The sequence below is a fragment of the Spirosoma liriopis genome (assembly GCF_023196085.1).
Classification (GTDB): Bacteria; Bacteroidota; Bacteroidia; order Cytophagales; family Spirosomataceae; genus Spirosoma; species Spirosoma oryzicola.
Genome location: NZ_JALPRF010000001.1, coordinates 496195 through 514903 on the forward strand (window position 1 = coordinate 496195; position 18709 = coordinate 514903).

The following is an 18709-nucleotide window of genomic DNA, read 5'->3' on the forward strand; positions in this document are numbered from 1 at the left end:
GTTACATTGGGCAATCAGTAATGGGCAGCTTAGCCCGTTATCGATTGCCTTTTAACCATTTTACTGCATGGATCTTTTCACTGCTACCAGCATACTGGTTGGACTTAGCGCGCTGCTTTCTTACATAAACGCCCGCTTTATACGACTTCCCGGAACCATTGGAGTTGTTTTCTTGACACTGGTTCTTATTATTTCGGTGGTGATCATCGGTAGCCTCTCGTCGGGGTTTGCCCAACTGCTGATTGGCATCACCGAGCAGATCGACTTTACTAAAACACTCCTCGATGTCATGCTGGGCTTCCTGCTCTTTGCCGCTGCGCTGCATTTTGACCTCGACGATCTGAAACAGCAATTCCGTCCGGTACTGGTCTTGAGTACCGTCGGGGTCATTTTTTCAACGGCTTTGTTTGGTGTTGGCTTTTTCTTCCTGACCAACCTTTTTAATTTCCCCGTTCCGCTTATGTATTGTTTTCTGTTCGGTGCGCTCATTTCGCCTACCGATCCAGTAGCCGTTGGGGCCATTCTTAAAGATTCCCCTATTCCACGCCGACTGGAAACGATTATCACGGGCGAATCGCTGTTCAACGACGGTGTGGGCCTGGTGCTGTTTATCTCGTTGCAGGAAGTGGCCAACCCGGATGTTAGTTTTTCTTTCTCAGACGCTGTTTTACTTTTCTGCCGGGAAGTATTCGGAGGCATATCGCTGGGTATCCTGATGGGGTTAATCGCTTACCGCCTGATCAAAGCGTCGGACGATTTCCACACGGTTGTTCTGTTATCGCTGGCAATGGTTATGATCGTTTCGGTTATAGGCAATGCCCTGCACGTATCAGTTCCTTTGGCCGAAGTAGCCGCTGGGTTGCTATTAGGAAGCCGCTTGTCAGGCTCGTCGCGCACTGACACCCCCAAGTTTTACCTGGATCGGTTCTGGCATTTGATGGATGAAATCCTTAACACGATACTGTTCGTCATGATTGGGCTGCAAATCGTGGTGCTTCCGTTCATCCGTGATTACCTACTGATTGGCTTACTGACCGTCGTGCTGGCTATCGTAGCCCGGAGCCTCAGCATATTGCTGCCCTACCTATTGCAGTTTCAGTTATCAAGACTCAAACCCGGTAGCCTGCGCATTCTTACCTGGGCAGGACTCCGGGGCGGTATATCCGTAGCACTGGCTTTGTCATTACCCGACTCGCCCTATCGCGAATTGATTCTGGCTTGCTGCTACAGCATTGTTATTTTCTCGATTATCGGCCAGGGACTTACGTTGAAACGAGTGGTCAGCTCCGCGACAAAAAATCAGGCAGCCTAAGCATTTTTGGTGGGACTTATCGTAGTCGATGGGTTTCCTAAACACCAGAAGGCTCATAGCGTGGTGTCGGTTTCTCAAAACCGACACCACGCTATGAGCCTTCTGGTGTTTGAGACTATCTGATAGGACCATAACTACATCACAGTCTCGACCCGATTAGTGCAACTTGCCACCTAGTGTATAACCGGCTTTCAAGCTAAAATACTCATTTTTACCAATCAGTTTCGCGTTCGTAAACTCGTTGATGACGGTTGTATCATCGAGAAAATTGTAGGCGGCTTCAACGTTGAATTGCCAGAATTTAATACCTGCCCGCAATAATCCACCCAGCTTGTTCGTGACCGGTAACGCATAGAACAGTGTTGTATTAGCCGCGCCCATCACCTGCTGCTCACTGGCCGCAGCCCGGTAAAAGCTTACACCACCGCCCACGTACGGCCGAAAAGCCGTGCTTTTTCCGACCGTATAAGTCAAGGTTAATGCACCTGACATAAGCGATTTTGCCTGCGAATCGAAGAAAATAATGTTGCCCAGTACTTCGGGACGCTGGATAAATGCCTGCTCGAATCGAACACCCACATCGAGGTGTCGCCCGATTTCGTACTGCGGTTCGAGGCTATACACAAATCCCCCTTTACTCCCGTCTTTATCGCCCGACCGATCAGCCGGAGAAGCGTAGCCTAGGGAGGCATTTAGTTTAAACGGACCGAGCGATTGAGCAACCGTTACGGATGAAACAAACATGAATGCAAGAAAAAGCAATTGACGCATAACGACTATATAGTGGGTGAATACTAGATACCGGTCCGATTCGGACTATCCTGCGCTGGCAGTTATCAATAGTGAAGACCTATTAGCCGTTACCCACAACAAGAGTCATCCGTTGCAGATTACCCAAGCATTTGTTGTCAAATGCGCAGGAATCACCCGGCAAGTTGGTTAGAAAAAGAAGTTCGGGCACAAAGCGATACGACCCGTTGCTACCTTTGCACGCATGAATTACCTCTACGTTTTTTTTGCTTTTCTGGTCGGTCTGGCGATTACCGTCCAGGCGGGTGTTAATGCCAATCTACGTCAGGCGATGGCCAACCCCATTCTGGCGGCTGCAATCTCGTTCGGTTCTGGATTCATTGTACTGGTATTGCTTCTACTGGCGTCGGGCAGTTCGGTACCTTCGCTGGATACCGTCAAGCAGGTAAGCTGGTGGAAGTGGATGGGCGGAGCGATGGGGGCGCTATACATGATCACGGTGATTGTCAGCGTACCCAAAATTGGAACGGCCAATCTGGTTAGTCTGAGTGTCGCGGGTCAATTGCTGGCTGCCGTAGTGCTGGATCATTACGGCTTGATGGGTTTTGCACTACATCCCGCCAACGGCTGGCGACTAGCCGGACTGGTGCTGATTATGGCTGGCGTGTTACTGGTTGTCCGAAACTAAGTACCCGATTTGCGGTTTAAAGCGTGTGGCTATCTTCAGCCCGCTTCGTCAACGCCTAAAACTGTACTCCGTGATTCAGTATCGCTTTTACCCTTCCCTGCTCAACGTTTTCTCGCGGTATCTACATGGCGGCAACCTGTCGGTGCAGGCGCTCATCGACTCCATTAACCGCGTTCCGACGCCAACTACCGCAGCGCAGGAGCGTGGTGTTTCGTTCGAAGAAGCCGTTATCAAAGGTACTGACGAAGATCGATTTGACGCCGAGATCGTTAAGAAGGTGCGAAAACTTCTCCCCCGGCCCATTGTCGATACGCAGGTTTTCTGCCAATGGGAAATCGACGATGTGCTGTTTTACGGCTACGTCGATGTGATCGGCAAATTCAAAGCCGTTGATTTGAAAACTACAGCGTCTTATCAGCCGGGTCGTTTCGTGCATAATCACCAGAATTTGTACCTCCACGCGCTCAAACGCAAGGGTATCAAGCTTATGGAGTACGTCATCACCGATTTTCGGGATGTGTACGTGGAAAGCTACGCGCTGACCCACCCCATCGACAAACAACTGGAAGAGATTCGCTTGTTTAAAGCCTTTCTGGAAGAGCATCGCCCGCTCATTACGGATAAAAAAATATTTATAGCGCCCGGTGAAGACACCGACGCCCGGCGCAAATAACCCGTTTGGCCTGTTTGCGCTCTTCAATTGTACAACCTCTGTTCTAGCGGTCAAGACCCGACTTAGGCGCTCTCTTTTTACCGCTCAGGAAAAACTTAACGGTTTCGCTTACATTTTGGTGAATTTCACGCGCTAGGCTGTTGGCAAAGTACCCGGATCGATAGGTCTTAGCCGACCTTTTCGTATTTTTGGGTTTTCACGACCCAATTGATTTGCTCATGCCTTTTTGCCGGTTCCTGATTATTCTTTTCATCAACGTTTTCTTTTCCTTAACGGCTTTTTCGCAGTCAACGCCCCCGCCCTTTTTAAAGCTTACACCCGCCCAGAATCGCTGGGCCGACTCGGTCTTTGCGAGTCTCACGCCCGATCAACGGATCGCTCAGTTGATTATGGTGGCGGGTTATTCGAACCGGAAACCAGCTTACGAAGATTCACTCGTCAACCTGGTGCGCACCTACAAACTCGGTGGCGTGGTCATGTTTCAGGGTGGTCCTATGCGTCAGGCAAAGCTTACCAACCGGCTGCAAGCCCTTTCGACCGTACCGTTGCTGATCGCCATGGATGCCGAATGGGGTTTGGCGATGCGACTCGATAGCACCGTCCGCTATCCATACCAGATGACGCTGGGCGCTATGCAGGGTAACGACTCCTTGATTTATAACATGGGCGCGAGTCTGGCGCGGCAAGCCCGTCGACTAGGGGTCCACGTCAATTTTGCGCCGTCCATTGATGTCAATAACAACCCGAACAACCCGGTGATCAATTTCCGGTCGTTCGGCGAAGATAAGTATGCGGTTGCGCGCAAAGCCCTGGCGTATGTACGCGGGATGCAGGATAATCACCTGCTGACCAGCCTGAAGCATTTTCCGGGACACGGCGATACGGGCACCGACTCCCACTACGACCTACCGCTGATCAACAAAAGCCGGGCCGAACTCGACTCGCTGGAACTGTACCCGTTCCGTCAGTTGATCAACGCCGGAGCCGCCGGTGTGATGATTGCTCACCTGAGCATTCCGTCGCTCGACACCACCCGCAATCGGCCCTCGACGCTTTCGCCCGCCATTGTCACGAACCTGCTCAAAGATGAACTGGGCTTTCAGGGATTGATTTTTTCGGACGCGATGAACATGAAAGGCGTTACGAAATATTTTCCGTCGGGAAAAGCCGATGAACTGGGTCTGGAAGCGGGCATGGACGTGCTCGAATTTACGGAGGATGTTCCTTCGGCGTTGGCGCAGATCAGACAGGCCATAACCGACGGTCGCATCACGCAGGAATCGCTGGACGCCCGGTGCCTGAAAGTACTACGGGCCAAAGCGTGGGTGGGGCTGAACCAATACAAGCCTATCGTTCTTGATAATCTGGTGCGCGACCTAAACCCGGTTCGCGACGAGTTGCTTAACCGGAAGCTCACCGAAGCCAGCCTGACGGTGCTGAAAAACGTGGACAATCTGCTGCCTCTCCAGCGACTGGACACGCTACGCATTGCGTCGGTTGCCGTTGAAAGCGATAAACTGACGGCTTTCCAGAAAATGGCCGCCAACTACACGCAGGTAGATCATTTCAACATCACGTCAAAAACCGCCGATTCGACGTTGGCGCAGGTGCGGGATTCGCTCAAGAATTACAACCTTATCCTGGTCGATGTGCATCTGAATAACATTCGGCCTACGGCGAAATATGGTCTCCAGGCTAAAACCGCAGGTCTGGTCAGCGAACTGGTGGCGACGGGCAAAGCCGTTGTGACCGTTTTCGGCAATGCGTATGCGCTCGACAAGCTAACATTTCCCTCGGATACGGCACAGACCAGCCGTAACATCGAACAGGCGCGCGCCATCGTAATGCCTTACCAGCTGACGCCTTACGCCGAAGATCTTTCGGCCCAGCTCATCTTTGGGGCCATCGGTGCTTCGGGAAAACTGCCGGTGACGGTCAATCAACGGTTTCGGACGGGCGATGGACTGACCATCAAACCCATCGGTCGATTAAAATACACAATTCCCGAAGAAGTCGGTATCGACAGCCGGTACTTAACGCAACAAGTTGACTCGCTCGTCAACGTAGGGTTGACCCAAAAAGCGTTTCCGGGCTGCGTCGTTCAGATGGCCAAAGATGGAAAAGTGATTTTCCACAAAGCTTACGGTAACCATACGTATGACGCTTCGCTGGGTGCCGAACCCAAGCCAACGCAACTGGATGATCTGTTTGATATGGCGTCGGTAACAAAAGTAAGCACGTCCACCCCTGCCCTGATGAAACTGGTTGACGCCGGCAAGTTCAATCTAGACGGAAAGATGGAAGATTACCTACCCTGGCTCAAAAAGTCGAACAAAGCCGATCTGCGCTGGCGCGATGTACTGACCCACCAGGCCCGGCTGAAAGCGTGGATTGCCTTCTGGAAAGACACGAAAGAAGAAGACGGCTCCTGGAAACCTAGAACGTTCAAAGACGAACAGTCCGGTCGCTATCCTATCGAAGTAACGGACAGCCTGTTCGAGTTCAAGAACTACCCGAAAACGATTTATCAGCAGATTGAAGATTCGCCACTGAACGAGAAAAAAGAGTACGTTTACTCCGACCTGTCGTTTATCCTTTACCCGCAGGTGGTCAAGTACCTGACCAAAATAAACTTTGAAGATTACCTCAAAACAAACTTCTACAGGCCACTCGGCGCGACGACGCTGACGTACAAACCACGCCGGTTCTATTCGCTCGACCGCATCGTGCCGACTGAGTACGATTCTCTTTTCCGCAAAACCCTTATCTGGGGGCGTGTTCACGACGAGGGCGCGGCCATGCTCGACGGGCTGTCGGGTCACGCGGGGCTGTTTGGTAGCTCGAACGACCTACTAAAAATGGTGCAGATGTATTTGCAGAAAGGCTCCTACGGTGGTCAGCAATTTATCTCGGCCAAAACCATGAATGAATTTACGCGCTACCAGTTTCCGGAACTGGGCAACCGGCGCGGTCTGGGCTTCGACAAACCGTCGTTTAAGTATTCAGGGAACGCCCCCAAATCAGCCACGAAGGATAGCTTTGGGCATTCAGGTTTTACCGGAACGTTCATCTGGGTCGAACCGGCATACAATTTGTCGTACGTTTTCCTGTCGAACCGGGTCTACCCAACTCGGAACAATAACCGAATTAGCGAGTTGAATACGCGAACCAACGTTGTCGAAGCGTTGTATCAGGCGGTGAAACGCGGCATTCAATGAAAAACTACCTCATCCATTTACTGAACTACGAACTCTGGGCAAACCAGCGTATCATCAACGTCCTCGAAGGTCTAGATAATCCGCCAGCGAGAGCCGTCGCCGTGATGGGCCATATTCTGTCGGCACAACAGATCTGGTTTGGCCGATTCACAAAGGAACCCACATTCGTGGCGATTTGGGAGGATGTTCCGGTTAGCTGGATGGGTGAAACCGCTGAACGACAGCACCGTAAAATGGTTAGCTATCTGAATGCACTTGCCGAACCTGAACTGTTGCAATCGTTTGATTACGTCACGTCGAAGGATGAGCCATTTCACAGCACATTGATCGATATTCTGACGCACATGAGTCATCACGCGGCTTACCATCGCGGGCAGGTGGTTCAACTGATCCGTCCGTTGATAAAAGAAGCACCCGTAACGGACTTTATTGTTTGGGCGAGAGAAGGCTAATCGGCTACGGCGTTTAATATATTGTAATAACTCCCAAACAAAAAGAGACACAAGCAGCTTATGTCTCTTTTTGTTTGGGAGTTATCGTTTAGTAGGCGCGTACGAGTCGGCCTTCCATAAAATTCACGAATGCTTTGTTTACCACGTTGTTACCACCGGGCGTTGGGTAATTCCCCGTGAAGTACCAATCACCGGAGTGGTTTGGGCAGGCGCGGTGCAGGTTCTCGACCGTTTGGTACACCACCGCTACTTCGGCTTTCAGATCAGCGGGTGTAACAATCTGCGCAACTTTGCGAGACAATTCTTCGTGCGTGAAAGGCTCGAAGATAGCCTTAACATAGTTCTGCTGCGACGCATTGCCCGACTCGATGGCGGCTACACTTTGCGCGTATACTTCATCCAGAATATAATCCTGACCCCGTTCGCGGAGAAGTTCGAGTGCCGCCCGGAAGCCAACAAACTCTTTGAACTTCGACATATCGATGCCGTAGCAATCGGGGAAACGAATCTGGGGAGCCGAGGATACGATAATGATCTTTTTAGGGCCGAGCCGGTCCAGCATCCTAAGGATACTTTTCTCCAGCGTTGTTCCCCGCACAATCGAATCGTCAACGACAACTACATTATCGACGCCTTTCCGAATCACTTCGAAGGTAGTATCGTACACATGCGAAACCATATCATCCCGTTGCGAATCGTCGGTGATGAAGGTCCGCATTTTCACGTCTTTAGAAACAAGCTTTTCGACGCGAGGACGGAAAGAAAGTACCCGGTCGAGTTCTTCCTCGAACAGGATTCCGTCCATAATGGCTTTCTTCCGCTGTTTGTACAGGTATTCTTCTAAACCTTCGACCATTCCGAAGAAAGCAGTTTCGGCGGTGTTAGGGATGTAGGAGAAGACCGTATTTTCAAGGTCGTAGTCAATCTCCTCCAGGATCTGCGGAACGAGCAGTTTACCCAATGTTTTGCGCTCGTTGTAGATATCAGGATCAGTAGCACGCGAGAAATAAATCCGTTCGAAGCTGCATGACCGCTTTTCGATAGGCTTCACGAACTGAAGTTCGTTGTACTCGCCGTACTTGTCAATGATGAGTGCGTGACCGGGCTGCACTTCCTTGATTTCGCTGTAATCAGCGTTGAAAGCCGTTTTGATGGCGGGTTTCTCCGAAGCCACCACAATCACTTCGTCATCGGCATAATAGTAAGCAGGCCGGATACCGGCGGGATCGCGGGCGACGAAAGATGCGCCGTAGCCCGTCATACCCACCATCGCATAGCCACCGTCGAAGTCGCGGCAGGAACGATGCAGAACACGCTGCATGTCAATGTTATCTTCGATGATATCCGACAAATCGGGATTTTCGTAGATGCCTTTGAATCGGTCAAACACCCGCTGGTTTTCTTCATCGAGGAAATGCCCGATTTTTTCCATCACCGTGATCGTATCAACCTTATCCTTCGGATGCTGACCCAACGAAACGAGTTTGTCGAACAGCTTATCGACATTCGTCATGTTGAAATTCCCCGCTACGACCAGGTTCCGGCTACGCCAGTTACTTTGCCGAAGCATCGGGTGACAGTTCTCAATGTCGTTGGCTCCGTGCGTACCGTACCGCAAGTGTCCCATCCAGACCTCACCCGAGAAAGCAACGTTTTCCTGAAGCCATTTGGCGTCTTTTGCCTTGTCGCGGTTGCCTTTGAGGGCTTTACGAAATTTTTTATTAACCTTCTCGAAAATGTCCGTTACAGGTCTCTGATCAACGGAACGATAGCGACTGATGTAGCGGTGACCCGGTGGTACATCGATTTTGACGTTGGCGATACCAGCGCCATCCTGGCCCCGGTTAACCTGCTTTTCCATCAGCAGATACAGCTTATTGGCGCCGTAGAGGGCCGTACCGTATTTGTCGATGTAATACTGATACGGTTTGCGGAGCCGGATAAGCGCAATTCCGCACTCGTGTTTAATAGCGTCACTCATAACAGAGACCGTTGTAACGGCGAAGACCGCCGTAGCGATTAAGTGTCAAGTTGATGAAAAAGAAACGGACTACCGACTTGTTTCGTTCGGTAACATGACAGAACAAATATAGAAAAAGATGACCGATCAGTTTTTAGCGGAGCTGGAATCCCCCAAAGAATTTGCGGTTACTGAACCTGTCCTTCCACCAAAAACTCATTCTTGTCGAAATAAGGCAGTTTTTGAAATCCAGAGAGCTTGTAGTGCTGAATGCGCCACTGCTGTTTACCATCCAGACCGCTTTCCAGCAACAGATGCCGCTCCGACGCATACAGCGGGTTGCGCGTTTGCAGGACCGCTTCAATACGGCGCGGCTGGTGGGTCAGCGAATCCAGTCGAACGTTTAGTGACCGCACCGTCAGTCGCTCTTCCGATTTTTTCAGGGTATATTGATACGTCAGCGAATCGGGTCGCGTGATCTGATAACTGCTGCGGAGCGCGGGCTTGTTGATGTCGGCCTGCGTGAACAACTCAAGTTCGCGACTCCAGTTCACGTCTTTCGTGTTTTCTGTATCTTGTTTGGCGTTGACCCCTACTAGTTTATGAACAAGCGGTTTTTGGGCGGAGAGGTCAGTGATCTGACGCTTGACAAAACCCAACACATCGTAGTACACATTCGGTTGATTCTGCTGAACGGAGTCGGTGCAACTGCTGGCAAAGAGGATAAGCAGCAGACAGCCAGAGTAAATAAAACGCATAAATTGATTCGAAACGGCGCCGGACAGAGCGCGCCTTCTGGTACCACCAACACGTTTTTTTGCAAATCGGTTTGGGTAATCGAATTCTGAACCAAATTTGCAGTCATAATGCTTTACTTACAGACGTTGGTTGGCAGCGGTTAGGCGTGGGATTCATTACTTTTACGTCCGATTTCTAACCTATATCATCCAGCATCCAGACATAACAATCATTTTCATGGAATACGATGTTATTTTCATTGGTTCGGGACCCGGTGGCTACACCGGAGCCATTCGTTGTGCCCAACTCGGACTCAAAACAGCCATTATCGAAAAATATCCAACGCTGGGTGGTACTTGCCTGAACGTCGGCTGCATTCCGTCGAAAGCCTTGCTCGACTCATCGGAGCACTACTACAACGCGGCTCATACGTTTGCTGAACACGGCATCAAACTGAATGATTTGCAGGTCGATCTGGCACAAATGATCAAACGCAAGCAGGAAGTTGTTGACCAGACAACGAAAGGCATTGCGTTCCTGATGAAGAAAAATAAGATCGACGAACTACATGGCGTTGGCTCGTTCGTTGATCCGCACACGATCAAGATTACCAAAGAGGATGGTTCAGAACAAACCATCACCGGCAAAAATATCGTGATTGCGACGGGTTCTAAACCGATGTCGTTCCCGTCAATGCCGCTGGACAAAAAGCGGGTCATTACGTCAACGGAAGCGCTGGCTTTATCCGAAATACCCAAGCATTTGATCGTCATTGGTGCGGGTGTAATCGGTGCCGAGCTGGGTTCGGTCTACGCCCGGATCGGATCGAAAGTATCGTTCGTTGAGTTCGCTGACTCGATGATTCCGACGATGGACAAAACGCTCGGCAAAGAGCTTCAGAAAGTCGTCAAAAAACTAGGGGCTGATTTTTATTTCAATCATAAAGTCACGAAGGTTGAAAACAAAGGCGACGAAGTTCTCGTAAGCATCGACACGCCCAAGGGCGAGCAGATAACCCTTACGGGCGACTATTGTCTGGTTTCGGTTGGCCGGCGTCCGTACACGGATGGTCTGAACCTGGAAGCCGCCGGTGTTAAAGCCGATGAACGCGGTAAAGTTGAGGTAGACAAGTACCTGCGCACTAACGTTCCGCATATCTACGCGCTGGGTGACGTAATTCGCGGAGCGATGCTGGCCCACAAAGCCGAAGAAGAAGGCACGTTCATCGCCGAGGTTATCGTTGGTCAGAAACCGCATATCCACTACCACCTGATTCCGGGCGTGGTGTACACCTGGCCGGAAGTAGCATCGGTTGGCTACACCGAAGACGAAATCAAGAAAGAAGGTATCCCGTACAAAGTGGGTTCGTTCCCGTTCAAAGCACTGGGCCGGGCGCGGGCGAGCATGGACATCGACGGGCTGGTGAAAGTACTGGCGCACAAAGAGACCGACGAGATCCTGGGCGTTCACATGATTGGCGCGCGCGCAGCTGACATGATTGCCGAAGCCGTAACAGCAATGGAATTCCGGGCCTCCGCCGAAGACGTATCCCGGATGTCGCACGCTCACCCAACCTTCACCGAAGCGTTCAAAGAAGCGTGTCTGGCGGCTACGGACAACCGGGCCATCAACATGTAATACTTTAGGACGTAAGGAAACAGGCCCGACTGCTGGAAAGCGGTCGGGCTTTTCTGTATCTTGCCTACTTAACCAATACAACCGCCCAATCATGAAAAAACTCTTTACCGCTCTTTTGAGCGTATCCATTGCGTGTGCCCACGCCCAGACTACCGACTCGGTTGCGGTCCGGCGGATTTATAGCGAAGCCCTTGCCAACGGCAAATCCTACGAGTGGCTGCGCTACCTGACCAAACAGATCGGCCCTCGGCTGAGTGGTTCGGAAGGTGCTCAGAAAGCCGTGGACTGGACCAAGCAGGTGATGGAGCAACAAGGCTTCGACCGGGTCTTTTTGCAGGACGTGATGGTTCCTCACTGGGTCCGGGGTGCCAAAGAAGAAGCATTTATCAAAAATGGCAATCAGAAAACTACGGTGCCCATAGCAGCGCTGGGCGGTTCGGTAGCCACCGGGCCTAAGGGCGTCGAAGCGGGTGTGATTGAAGTCAAAAGCTTTCCGGAACTGCGGGCCATGAGCCCTGACAAAGTGAAAGGAAAAATCGTGTTTTTTAATCGCCCGATGGACCCGACTAAGATCAACACCTTCGAAGCGTACGGCGGAGCGGTCGATCAGCGGGCCAACGGCGCTACCGAAGCCGCTAAACTCGGTGCGGTCGGAGCCATTGTCCGGTCGATGACCAACGTTCACGATGATTACCCGCATGTGGGTGGTATGCGCTACGCAACGGGTGTACCCTTAATTCCGACGGCGGCCATCAGCACTAACGGAGCCGACTTACTCAGCAAGTCACTCGCCGAGAACCCGAACCTAACTTTTTATTTCAAACAGAACTGCGAAACCTTGCCCGACGCGAAATCCTACAACGTCGTCGGTGAACTGAAAGGCAGCGAGAAACCCGACGAGATTATTGTTGTAGGTGGTCACCTCGACTCCTGGGATCTGGCCGAAGGGGCTCACGACGATGGTGCCGGTTGTGTACAGTCGATCGAAGTACTACGAATTTTGAAAACGCTGGGCATCAAACCCAAGCGTACCATCCGGGCGGTGATGTTCATGAACGAAGAAAACGGTTTGCGCGGTGGCGTTCAATACGCCGATCTGGCTAAAAAGAACAATGAAAAGCACATTGCCGCTGTCGAGTCAGACAATGGAGGGTTCACACCACGTGGGTTCGGCATCGTCGGAACACCGGCCCAACGGGAAAAAGTAAATCCCTGGAAACCGTTGCTAGCGCCTTATGGGTTAACCGAAATTGGCGCGGGAAGTGGCGGAGCAGATATTGGACCGCTGGCCCAGTTAGGTACGGTGTTGTTTGGTTTCAAACCGGATTCGCAACGGTATTTCGATTATCACCACACCATGGTCGATCGCTTCGAAACGGTCAGCCAACGTGAACTCGAGCTTGGTGCGGCATCGATGGCTGCTTTGGTTTACCTGTTAGACCAGCACGGCTTGTAATACTCTTTCATGGTTGCGGGCTGTTTGACGCTAACACATTCAGCCCGCAACCACGAAAATCTATTTTTAGAAAGCCTCACCGGTAAGGATATAAAAGCCTACTCCCTCCTGGGTAACCCCCACGTCGGCACGCAGGTACACGTCTTTCTTTTTAAAGAGCAAATACCGAACTCCGGCCCCACCCGTAGGCAGTAATTTATCGAGTCGGATCTGACCCGGCGCTGGACCAACCGTACCAACAGCCGCAAAAACAGCCCCACCGAACCGACGACTGAACGGAAACGGCAACCAGCGGTATTCAAGCTGCGTAGCAGCGTAAGCCTTATCCCGGAAACGACCCGGATAGTATCCTCTCATAATAATCTCACTACCCAGCAGCGCCAGTTGGTTAAACGGCACGTTGCCATTGGCCCACACACCGTAAGCCTGCCAAGCCAGCACCTGACCGGGCCGTACGGTTTTAAACAAACGCACGTCCATCGACAGGTTGGAAAAAGACAGTGAGCTACCCCGCGAACGGTTATAGTTCAGGTATGCCAGTTCGGCAAAAGCACCGCGTCGGGCGTTTAACACGTTTGGGCGACTGTCGTAGACGAAACCCACGCCAAAACCCAGATTTGCGGTTCCTAAACCACCGACGGGTAGTGTATGCGTATTGATTTCCGGCTGGTTAAACTCAACGCTACTTAGGCGCTGGTAATCAACCTCGATACCACCGAACAAATTAGGAGCAATCCGACGCATGGCCCGCTCCCGTAGTTGAATCGAAAAGGCGTCGATGGTAGCCGGATGATCGGGTTTGGTGTCGGGGCCAATGCCGTAGTACAGCAACGGAAAACGCTGAAGCCGCCCCCGCCCCAGAAAGAACCAGCGATCACGGTCCCCGTAGATTGTATGATCGATATTCAGGCCGTACTGCCCGCGTAGCGTGACAAAACTAAACGCCTGAATTTCGCTCAGTCGATTGTGCTTTACGTCGTTGTTGGCGTGATACAGGTACAACGCCGACACCCCAATCTCGACACTGGTTTCGGGCGCATAACTTATGGTTGGATAAAACGAAACGTGCGGATCAGCCGACGAAGTGGTGTCATTGAAAAACCGATTGAATAACCGCTTAACCACAGTTTGAGACCGCGATGGATACGGAATACCGGCTAGTAATGCAGTAAAAAGTAGTAACGTCAACCAATACGTAGCCTGCGATCTGCTCATAAGAATGACACCCAACCTTACTGAACAGCAAGGCGTTGGTTTCTATCAACCAATTCTAGTAGTCTTACTCGCGGGAGGCACCAATAGTTTTTAATTAGTAGAAATTCGTTAAAACGACTACTAGCGATCTACAGATTTTTAGCGATGACTTTTCGTACTTCGCCAAAATCGGCGGGTAAGGGGGCATTCCGTTTGTTTATTTTACCGACGCGATTAATCACCGTTGCGGCTAGTTCGCCGTCGGGTCGGAGTCGGTCAATGGCGTCGTACAGCTGCGAATCCGTCAGTAACAGGTGATCTCCGGAAAGGTTGTACCGTGTCGCGATCTCCGGCCATAACGACTTATCCGCTCCGCTCATGGGCAGGTAGATCAACGCAAAATCGCGGGAGCTGTAGGCGTTACGAAGCCGCTGGGCATCGAGCGCAGCCTGCCGACCCGCTTCGTCACCGGGCGAGAAAAGCAGCAGATAAATAACTTTTCCCCGATTGGCATTAACCACCTGATCGAGCAGATCGGAGCCGCTTCTCAAATCGTCACGCGTCGCAAACACACCCGGCGAAATCTCAAGGCTATTGGCGGCTTTTCCCGCTTTGCGTAATGTTTGAATGGCCGCCCGGATGCGGGTGCTGTCTTTTACTTCAAGCCGATACAACTCATCGAGCGACTGGATGAGTGTCGGTTCTTTTATCTGCGGACGAGCGTAACTGTACAGGAGCTTCGAGAAATCGATTGTTAGACCGGGCAACGAACTCGCCAGCCAGTAAGCAGCCAGGTAATCGACAGCCGCGCCGTCGTAGAGCCGGATACTGCGCTGAATAAGCGTCTCATAATTTACCAGCCGTTGAAGTGTGTCGGGATTCCGCTTCACCAATCCGTCAAAAAAGCGCAGGTCCGACGCACGCGCTGAATTACTCAACGCGTAATCATTAAGCCGGAGTCGTTCATCCGCCGTGATGTTTTTGCCGTAGCGTTCGAGCAAAACAGCCAGCGCCCGGACGGTCAACCCGTTTGAGCGACTGTTACCAGCCTCCGCTGATACCCGTTGGGTAACGTAAGCCGCGAAGCGGTTCATCGCCGATACGCGGGCAGCCGTCAGCAATCGATCATTAGCCGGACGGAGCGAATCGTTCAGGGTTTTGTCCAGCTCTTCATTATCGTAAGTGGCCTTGTCGTACAAAAAAGCCGATGCGTTATAGCGGTCCGCCGACCCGACCCAGCGGGCCAGCAGAGGAAACGGTTTTTCCCGCTGGGCGAAAGCCGAAAGGGGTGCCCGGTAAGCGCTCGTTAAGATTCGATAGGCAGCTTCATCACCCACGCCATTTATTTTATCCGACAGCTTTTTACCATCGGGTTTGTTGGCATAAGTCGCTTCAAACGCTTTGTAACGGGCAAACTGCTGGTTGACCTGCGCATTGACCCCACCGAAGCGAAACGGCACAGCCGCCGTAAACAGCGAATCGGCGTTTAGCTCAATACTCAAATTGCCCGCCGAAGCCAGGAAAGCCGTCGAAATGCGACCGTAGGTAAAGTACATTTCTTCCTGCGTATAGATTAACGGCATCGACACGCGAAACGTACCATCAATATTCAAGGGTGTTGAACGCACCAGTTCGCGACTGGCTTGCAGGATATTATTCCGACTAACGGATACCGCTGGCGATTCACGGTACAAGCGAGCCGATAAATTACGGATTCGTCCGGTTACAATCACCGAATCCGTTTGCGCAAACGATAAGGCAGGAAGTAGATAACCCGCCGTTATGAGCAGGCCGTAGAGAAGCCAACACGATTTTTTCATTAGTCAGTACGAACAAGATAAAGCAATAACGAATTGGCCCGGCAAAAGGTCAACGACTGGCGAAAAATAGCAGGCGCTACTTCGTTTTTATACCGTGGTACTGCTCCTCTTCCTGGTAATCGGTGCGGAGCGGATGACCTACCCAATCGGTAGGCAGCAGAATCCGGCGCAGATCAGGATGTCCCTCGAATCGAATACCCACTAGGTCGAACGCTTCCCGTTCGTGCCAGTCGGCAGTGCGCCAGATCGATACGACGCTCGGCACGGAAGGCAGCTGACTACTCCCGGTATCTCGCGGCACAAAAACTTTCAGCATCAGATTGTGCTCGTAGGGTATGGACGTGAGGTTATAAACCACCTCCATCGTGTTGACTTGCAAGCCGTTGTCGATGCCCGTAATGCAGGCCAGCAGATCAAAAAAGAGCCGTTTGTCGTCCCGCAAGAATTGGCAAATTGCCACCAGACGGTCAGCCGGAACGATCAGATAAGGCTGAAGATTTTGGGTGTTCGCCTGAATGGCGTCGCCAAATTCAGCGGTAAGACTATCAGTTATTTCAAGAAAAGTCATGTTCGCTTCTAAGCCAGCCACGCCAGCCATTGCATCCAGTTTTCGATCCAGAACAAAAATTTCGTAGCAAATTTAGCCGCTGGTGCCGACGATGGTTCCAGCGTCAGGCTATTATTATTCAGGTCGGTGTCCATGTAGATTTTTTGCTTCGGGTCCACCTTGGCCCACAGCACGCGGGCATTTTCGGTAAGCGTAAACTGACGCTGACGCGCTTTGCCGTCCCAAAACAGCATCATCTCCTTGCCGTTGTCGAAATGGGCCAGCACATCAACCGGCATTTTTCCGTCGCCGTTCCGCTGAACCGTGACGACGGCCTGCCGCTTTCCGTCGCGCAGGCGGTTCCGCAGGGTGATCAGTTCGTAATCGACTACGTTATCGCCATACAACACCTGGTCAAAAAACCAGTTCATGTCCGGGCCGTATTTTGTACCGAGCCGCTTCAAGACAATTTCGTTGACAATGGTCGTAAAGCTGTCGGCATTCGGATGTTTGAATTTCCAGCGATTGAAATACGTCTGCATGATCTCGTCCATCACTGGGCGACCAACTAACCCTTCCAACGTTTTCAGCCAGGTTGCGGTCTTTGAATACGTCAACACACCGTACTGACCATCGGGCAACTGCCAGGTGTTGCCAAATGACGAGCCGATACCCGGATTTTGCTGGTGTACGTAACTATCGCGCGAGCCTTCCAGGTCGCCCTGCTTGTAGCCAAATAAGTCAAACTGCGATGACCGAACTCCGTACGTTTCGTCCATAATTCGGCCCTCGTAATACTGGTTAAATCCTTCATCGAGCCAGGCTTCTTCAAATTCGTTCGATGCCAGGAGCTGCATAAAGTACTGGTGTCCAAACTCATGGACAGTCACCAATTCAGGGAAGCGGGCTCCGGCGGGTAAAAACCAGGCCGTTCCGGCGGTAATGAACGTGGGGTACTCCATACCGAACGACCCACTGGCGTGAAGAGGAGGATCAACGATAGTGAGATTGGGAAACGGGTATTTGCCCAGGTGCTTATCGAAATACGCTAAAGCCGCTTTAGCCGCATCCAGATGGCGCTGAGCCTGATGCCGATGTTCCGGCTGCATCACGAGTTCAATCTTGACTTCCCCTCCCGATGGACGCTTCCAGCTATCATTCACGACCTGAAAATGCGGGGAGGCCGTCCAGGCAAAATCAACCACATCTTCGGCATGATACCGAACCGTCTTCAATCCGTTCGGCGTAATTTTCTCGGACTGGAAAAGACCCGTAGCGCTGATCCAGTATTCTTTGGGCATCGTCATGGCTACGTCATAAACGCCGTAGTCAGCGTAGAACTCCGAGTGGGCATGAAACTGATGACAGTTCCATTGGCCTTGCTTCGCGTAGCGCGTACCCGCCGGTTCGTACACCCCGATTTTGGGAAACCATTGGCCAACCAGAAAAAAATCGCGGCTGAACCCCGTTCGGGCAAAGATCTTGGGCAGTTTGGCGCGGAAAGCGATGTCCAGCGTAATCGTCTCACCGGGTCCAACGGGTTTGCTCAGCGGTACCCGGATCACCGTGCGGTCGTCTTTGTTTGGTGATCCGGCATCCCGATCATCCGGCTGAATAAACTGGTAAGCCAGCGATTCGCCTTTTGTCTTCATCGACACGATCTCCGTGTAGCCGTACGGATTCTCTTTCGAATTGCGATCAATTACGTCGCCCCGGAGCTGACCGCCGGATTCGCGCATAAACGTCGATTTCTCGTTGCGAAAGGCGTTCAGATACAGGTGAAACCGTAACTCACGAATGACATCGTTCGACGGATTTTTCCACGTCAACGTTTCGCGTCCGTCGAGCTTTTTGGTAACCGGGTCCAGTTTTACATCAATCCGGTAATTCGCCAGACGTGGGCTAAGTGGCATCGCAAAAATTGGTTTTGGCATTTGAGCAAACCCATTTTGCATACTAATCCATACGGCTATAGCGGCTAAAAGTTGTTTCATGGAGCGAATGAGCCTGACTCAGTAACGAAGCTCTTTGTCAGACTGTGTAGCGATGGTCAAATATACTGGTTAATTGCTCCCGGTCCTTAAACCCACTTGAGAGTCAGTTGGCTTTGTCTTAAAAAAGCAGATGTGGTTGCTGTATTCAACTTCGTGTAACGAATCAATGACGTAAATACCCACTATGACAGGCCGTTAAAACCCGTCAGACAATCAGGCATCTGCTAAAACCGTGATCATCCGTTCTATATCTGATCGCGTATATAAAA

The 18709-nt window shown here is 51.5% G+C and carries 14 protein-coding genes; 7 read left to right on the plus strand and 7 right to left on the minus strand.

Annotated features, from left to right (window positions below):
- Nucleotides 1-67 precede the first annotated feature (67 nt).
- Nucleotides 68-1312, plus strand: coding sequence for a cation:proton antiporter (locus tag M0L20_RS02105; RefSeq protein WP_248475406.1), 1245 nt, complete (start codon nucleotides 68-70; stop codon nucleotides 1310-1312).
- 156 nt (nucleotides 1313-1468) lie between these two features.
- Here the strand turns inward: M0L20_RS02105 and M0L20_RS02110 are convergent, their stop codons facing one another.
- Nucleotides 1469-2083 (minus strand): outer membrane beta-barrel protein, encoded by a 615-nt coding sequence (locus tag M0L20_RS02110; RefSeq protein ID WP_354004154.1) that lies wholly within the window; start codon nucleotides 2081-2083, stop codon nucleotides 1469-1471.
- 223 nt (nucleotides 2084-2306) lie between these two features.
- Between M0L20_RS02110 and M0L20_RS02115 the strand changes: the two genes are divergently transcribed.
- From M0L20_RS02115 to M0L20_RS02130, 4 genes are all read left to right on the plus strand, one after another.
- Nucleotides 2307-2750, plus strand: a complete 444-nt coding sequence (locus M0L20_RS02115; RefSeq protein WP_232559173.1) for a DMT family transporter — start codon at nucleotides 2307-2309, stop codon at nucleotides 2748-2750.
- 70 nt (nucleotides 2751-2820) lie between these two features.
- The gene (locus M0L20_RS02120) at nucleotides 2821-3423 is read left to right on the plus strand and encodes a hypothetical protein (protein WP_232559174.1); all 603 of its coding nucleotides are present in this window, start codon (nucleotides 2821-2823) and stop codon (nucleotides 3421-3423) included.
- Nucleotides 3424-3641: 218 nt separating this feature from the next.
- On the plus strand, nucleotides 3642-6641 hold the full coding sequence (locus tag M0L20_RS02125; RefSeq protein WP_248475408.1) for a serine hydrolase domain-containing protein: 3000 nt from the start codon (nucleotides 3642-3644) through the stop codon (nucleotides 6639-6641).
- Entirely contained in the window at nucleotides 6638-7093 is a 456-nt protein-coding gene (locus tag M0L20_RS02130) for a DinB family protein (protein ID WP_248475409.1), read from the plus strand. Before M0L20_RS02125 ends, M0L20_RS02130 begins: the two co-directional genes overlap by 4 nt.
- An 88-nt stretch (nucleotides 7094-7181) precedes the next feature.
- Here the strand turns inward: M0L20_RS02130 and M0L20_RS02135 are convergent, their stop codons facing one another.
- Nucleotides 7182-9074 (minus strand): amidophosphoribosyltransferase, encoded by a 1893-nt coding sequence (locus tag M0L20_RS02135; RefSeq protein WP_232559177.1) that lies wholly within the window; start codon nucleotides 9072-9074, stop codon nucleotides 7182-7184.
- A 167-nt stretch (nucleotides 9075-9241) separates the two neighbouring features.
- Entirely contained in the window at nucleotides 9242-9811 is a 570-nt protein-coding gene (locus M0L20_RS02140) for a hypothetical protein (RefSeq protein ID WP_232559178.1), read from the minus strand.
- A gap of 217 nt (nucleotides 9812-10028) precedes the next feature.
- Here M0L20_RS02140 and lpdA point away from each other — a divergent pair, with 217 nt between their 5' ends.
- The gene (gene lpdA / locus M0L20_RS02145) at nucleotides 10029-11429 is read left to right on the plus strand and encodes a dihydrolipoyl dehydrogenase (RefSeq protein WP_232559179.1); all 1401 of its coding nucleotides are present in this window, start codon (nucleotides 10029-10031) and stop codon (nucleotides 11427-11429) included.
- A 91-nt stretch (nucleotides 11430-11520) separates the two neighbouring features.
- Nucleotides 11521-12885 carry a M28 family peptidase gene (locus M0L20_RS02150; protein ID WP_248475410.1) on the plus strand — a complete coding sequence of 455 codons (1365 nt, stop codon included), beginning with the start codon at nucleotides 11521-11523 and terminating at the stop codon, nucleotides 12883-12885.
- Between the two features lie 66 nt (nucleotides 12886-12951).
- Here M0L20_RS02150 and M0L20_RS02155 read toward each other — a convergent pair whose 3' ends face one another.
- From M0L20_RS02155 to M0L20_RS02170, 4 genes are all read right to left on the minus strand, one after another.
- Nucleotides 12952-14100, minus strand: a complete 1149-nt coding sequence (locus M0L20_RS02155; protein WP_248475411.1) for a BamA/TamA family outer membrane protein — start codon at nucleotides 14098-14100, stop codon at nucleotides 12952-12954.
- Nucleotides 14101-14228: 128 nt separating this feature from the next.
- A complete protein-coding gene (locus M0L20_RS02160; RefSeq protein WP_248475412.1) occupies nucleotides 14229-15899 on the minus strand; it encodes a hypothetical protein in 1671 nt (556 codons plus the stop codon).
- Nucleotides 15900-15975: 76 nt separating this feature from the next.
- Nucleotides 15976-16467, minus strand: a complete 492-nt coding sequence (locus tag M0L20_RS02165; RefSeq protein WP_248475413.1) for an NADH-quinone oxidoreductase subunit C — start codon at nucleotides 16465-16467, stop codon at nucleotides 15976-15978.
- A gap of 8 nt (nucleotides 16468-16475) precedes the next feature.
- Nucleotides 16476-18440: a M1 family metallopeptidase gene (locus tag M0L20_RS02170; RefSeq protein ID WP_248475414.1), complete on the minus strand. Its 1965-nt coding sequence runs from the start codon at nucleotides 18438-18440 to the stop codon at nucleotides 16476-16478.
- Nucleotides 18441-18709 lie beyond the last annotated feature (269 nt).